The organism is Geitlerinema sp. CS-897 (assembly GCF_028368005.1).
Classification (GTDB): Bacteria; Cyanobacteriota; Cyanobacteriia; order Cyanobacteriales; family Geitlerinemataceae; genus Baaleninema; species Baaleninema simplex.
In genome coordinates this window covers 1-4,045 of the sequence record NZ_JAQNCQ010000240.1, presented here as the reverse complement: position 1 = coordinate 4,045, position 4,045 = coordinate 1, and the positions used below count along the sequence as shown (strand labels likewise).

Here is a 4,045-nt window from a genome sequence, read left to right as displayed (position 1 = left end):
GGGCGTTGAATGTTCTTCGTCAAGAAACCACTCTTCGGCGCAGTTTGCGACAAAAACAGAAACGAGCCGCAATGAATAACGACTACATGACCACTGTTCTCAAAGCCTTTTGTCAAGCCTGATTGAGATGCTCTTACCCTGACGATTGTATACGGCTTTAGATACTTGGTCGTTGAGCGATCGTGGCTTTGGCGAAGCGGTTCCCACACCCGGATTAATTCTTTCTGAATTCGATGCGGTAATTCCCGATGTGGTTTGGGTTAGCAGTCAAGAAAAACTCGAAAACAGCCTCAACGAGTCGGGACATTTGACAGAAGCCCCAGATTTAGTTATTGAATCTCTCTCTCCGGGGGTTCAAAACGAACGGCGCGATCGTGAAGTAAAATTGAAGTTATATTCAATTCACGGTGTTCGAGAATATTGGATTGTCGATTGGCAAGCTCGAAAGCTGGAAGTCTATCGACGAAAAAACGCGCAACTGCAACTCGTAGAAACTTTGTTTGCTGACGATACACTCACCTCGCCGCTATTACCGGGCTTTGAACGTGCGATCGCTTCTATTTTTCGATGATTTTTTGATGTCTAGCAGTTCTTGAAAAAGATTTTTCGCGAAATCGTAACAAATTGTCGAAATTTATAACAGTGAGATGTACCCAGAGGCAGCGATTTGTCTCTCTGCTAATCCTTGTGAGGATATCGGAAGTCTTCTCACCAGTTAAGATAAAACGAACAAACCTTTAGCGGAGTACAAGAAACGGTGAAGTTAACACTCCAACGCGTTTTGGCCGTCAGCTTGAGTTGTTTGGCGGCGTTAAGTCTCTGGACTTGGGGCGGTGCAGCCTCTGCCGTTCCCTCGGCGAGTCAGTTATTCCGCGACGCCTATAACAATCGTTACACCTGGAATGCAGACTTTCCCGGCTATTCGGCGACGGTGGTAGTGACGGCGGGTGAGGAAAGCGAACGGGGAACGGTTCTCGTCGAACCCGATCTCAACGTCTCGGTATACGATATCGAAGACGCCGACTTACGAAATTTCATTAAAGGACAACTGCAAATGGAGGTGATTCACCGCCGCCGCTTGCCCTTTGAGGAAATTCACGGAGACGACTTATTCGATTTAGAAGGGATCGACAATACAGGTGCGGCGATCGTTCGCGAAATCGGCGACGAGTCCAATTCCTTTTACCGCGTTAAAGACGGCATTATCGCCCAAGTCAACCGGACGTTAGAAGGGGTTAAAGTCACGGTCGATACCCTTGAAACCGAAAAGACTCCCGAGGGAATCGTTGTCACTCAGTTTCAAACGAAATTTCGCGATCCGACGCTCGGAACTCTCTTGGAACAAGAACGCGTCAACGATCGCTATACTCGATTTTCTGGATATTACGTTTTAGCCGAACGCTCGATAGAACAGGTTCCCGAAGCGACGTTAAACGAGTTCGCAATGCCGAACGTTTCCTTGCGATTTGAGAACATTCAATCAGTCCGTTGACTGTCCTATTTTGACCGTCGAACTATTCTCACAGTGTAGAGTGAAGTCTCGCGATCGCTCTACACTTTTTAAGGGTAAATTCACATATCTCAAAAAATATTAAATACCATTCATTTTTGGTATAATATAAAAATAAAGTCTCAAACAGCGTTTTTTCTTTCGCACAAGCGGAACAGATTCTTTCCCCTAAAAAGACCTCTTTATCTTCTCTATGTCTGGTGTGGTGAAGACTTTGCAAAACCCAGCTTATCCGAAATAAATTCCAGATCGAAATCTAAACTGTATTGTAACTAATATTGGCTCTTCCGACCTGGGTATGTCGGGTAAATACCTGAATTTACATTTTTGAGATGCACCCTTATCGAAAACCACCACGCCATCGCCTTTCGCAACATTCAAGTGCAAACCAACGGCGATCTCTCGCAAAAGTTAGCAGAATTTACCGTCACACAAAACTGTCAATTTTTCAACTTAAAATATATGGAACTCGACGGTGTTTCCTTGGAGATCGATCGCGTCGAGTTTCAAGATTCAATGCTTTCGATTTCAGCGAGAGTTTACGTGAGCGAAATTCCCGCTTGAGCGATCGCACGTACCACCCTAGCGGGGGCGGTACGTGCGATCGCTATTCGTCCCAAAGATTTTCCAGCGTGTAAGAATTCCCCGGAAGTACCCAAAAGTCACCGCTAACATAGCGACGATGGCGATCGAGTCGGGCGATGTCCTGCATATCCTCGGGCGTCAGCGACACCTCTACCGCCGCTAAATTTTGCGCGATGCGGGCGGGGTTGACGGATTTCGGGATGACCGCCGTTCCTCGGTGAATCGCCCAACTAATGAGAACTTGAGCCGGTGTTGCGTTCCGTCGTTCCGCGATCGCCGCGATCGTCGGATCTTCGAGTAAAATCGGCTCGTCTTCCCCTTTCAATCCCGCCGGGCGATCGGGCGATCCCAAAGGCGAGTAAGCCGTCAGATGGATGTTATTCTCGTTGCAAAACGCCAACATCTCCGGTTGCTGCAAGTACGGATGCAGCTCGATTTGATTCATCTCCAGTTTCAGCGTTGCTTGCTCGAGTAACGATTTGAGCTTGGTGACGCTGAAGTTACAAACGCCGATATGTCGGCACGATCCCCGTTCCACCAAGGGTTCCATCGCTTTCCAAGTCTCGGAAATCGGTAACGTTTCCAGAGAAATGGAATCTTCAGCGGATTCGGGCATCATCACCCCTTTTTTCGACGCCACCGGCCAGTGTATTAAGTAAAGATCGAGATAGTCTAGTTGCAAATCGGCGAGGGTTTTTTCCAACGCCGGTTTCACGTCTTCGGGAGCGTGGGAATCGTTCCAGAGTTTGGAGGTAATCCACAGTTGCTCTCGGCTGACGACGCCTTCCGCGAAAGATTCTGATAAAGCCTTGCCGATTTCGGCTTCGTTCCCGTAGACGAACGCACAATCGATGTGTCGGTATCCGATGCGAATTGCCTCTTTGACGGCGTTGTAGACTTCGCCAGGGGCGGATTTCCAGGTTCCTAACCCGAAAACAGGCATTCGATCGCCGTTCTGGAATTGAAGTGTCTGCATTGGCTCTCCGTAGTTACGTGGATCGAGGTGAAACGACTCGCGCGAGCGTCCTGTGGAACACTGTAATCATAGTAATGAAGATCGGCCGGACTCGGACAGACGCAATGTTTCGCGATCTGGCCGTTCGTGTTCGATGCGAAATCCGCTTGTTAAAGTATGTGTTTGGGTTGCGCCTGAAACCCCGTAACCCCGTCGTTGTCGGCAACGGGGCTACAGGGGCAATTTTAAACGAAAACGCTTCCCGAGGCGGCGGCTAAATCGTAAGGCGTCACCCCTTGCACCAAACCGATATACTGACCGCTGGCCGCCAGTTTAATCGCCGTCGAAGCCACCGACACCCCTCCATCGATCGCCATATCTGTCGCGTCGAGGGTCACATCGGCAAAGGTTGCCCCTACCAGTTCGATTTTGTCCGCTTCAGCAATTTGGAAATCGGTGATGACATCCACCTCAGCTAAGTTCCCTGTGGCGCTGTTGCTGTGGAGAACGAAGGTGTCGTCGTTGGCGCCTCCGGTGAGAAAATCCCGGCCGCCATCCCCTTGCAGGCGGTCTTTACCCGCGCCACCGTCGATCAGGTCGTCTCCCGCACCGCCGTTGAGGATGTCGTTTCCGTTGTCGCCGTTGACGCGATCGTTACCGGGATTGCCGTTGAGAACGTCGTTTCCGTCGCCGCCGTTGATGAGGTCGTCTCCCGCACCGCCAACAGCCACGTCGTCACCAGCGCCCATGTCAAAAATATCGTTTCCCGTATTGCCCGCGATCGGCACGTCGTTTCCAGCAGTTCCGATAAAGGTGTCGTTACCGCCGAGGGCAACCACCCAGCGACCATCTTGTTGACACTCCCCAGCCTGAAGGCGTGGGGATTCTTGGGTCTATGGGGAGCCTACACTTAACCCCTCGCCAAACATCTTGACCGTCTGCCCGACGGCTGCAAGTCCACGTTGTACGACCACCTGCGCGGCGGCTATATCTCT

General features: G+C 50.4%; 5 protein-coding genes. 3 read left to right on the top strand and 2 right to left on the bottom strand.

Annotation, left to right across the window (positions count from 1 at the left end; all coding sequences use genetic code 11):
• Positions 1-145 precede the first annotated feature (145 nt).
• From POG22_RS15110 to POG22_RS15100, 3 genes are all read left to right on the top strand, one after another.
• Complete coding sequence (locus POG22_RS15110; RefSeq protein ID WP_498906168.1) at positions 146-571, top strand: Uma2 family endonuclease; 426 nt, start codon at positions 146-148, stop codon at positions 569-571.
• A gap of 186 nt (positions 572-757) precedes the next feature.
• Entirely contained in the window at positions 758-1,492 is a 735-nt protein-coding gene (locus tag POG22_RS15105; RefSeq protein ID WP_498906167.1) for a DUF3386 family protein, read from the top strand.
• A 345-nt stretch (positions 1,493-1,837) separates the two neighbouring features.
• Positions 1,838-2,074, top strand: a complete 237-nt coding sequence (locus tag POG22_RS15100) for a hypothetical protein (protein ID WP_150128154.1) — start codon at positions 1,838-1,840, stop codon at positions 2,072-2,074.
• Positions 2,075-2,117: 43 nt separating this feature from the next.
• Here POG22_RS15100 and POG22_RS15095 read toward each other — a convergent pair whose 3' ends face one another.
• Together POG22_RS15095 and POG22_RS15090 are read right to left on the bottom strand one after the other, a co-directional pair.
• Complete coding sequence (locus POG22_RS15095) at positions 2,118-3,071, bottom strand: aldo/keto reductase (RefSeq protein ID WP_498906165.1); 954 nt, start codon at positions 3,069-3,071, stop codon at positions 2,118-2,120.
• Positions 3,072-3,295: 224 nt separating this feature from the next.
• Positions 3,296-3,889, bottom strand: coding sequence for a calcium-binding protein (locus POG22_RS15090; protein WP_498906163.1), 594 nt, complete (start codon positions 3,887-3,889; stop codon positions 3,296-3,298).
• Between the last annotated feature and the right edge of the window lie 156 nt (positions 3,890-4,045).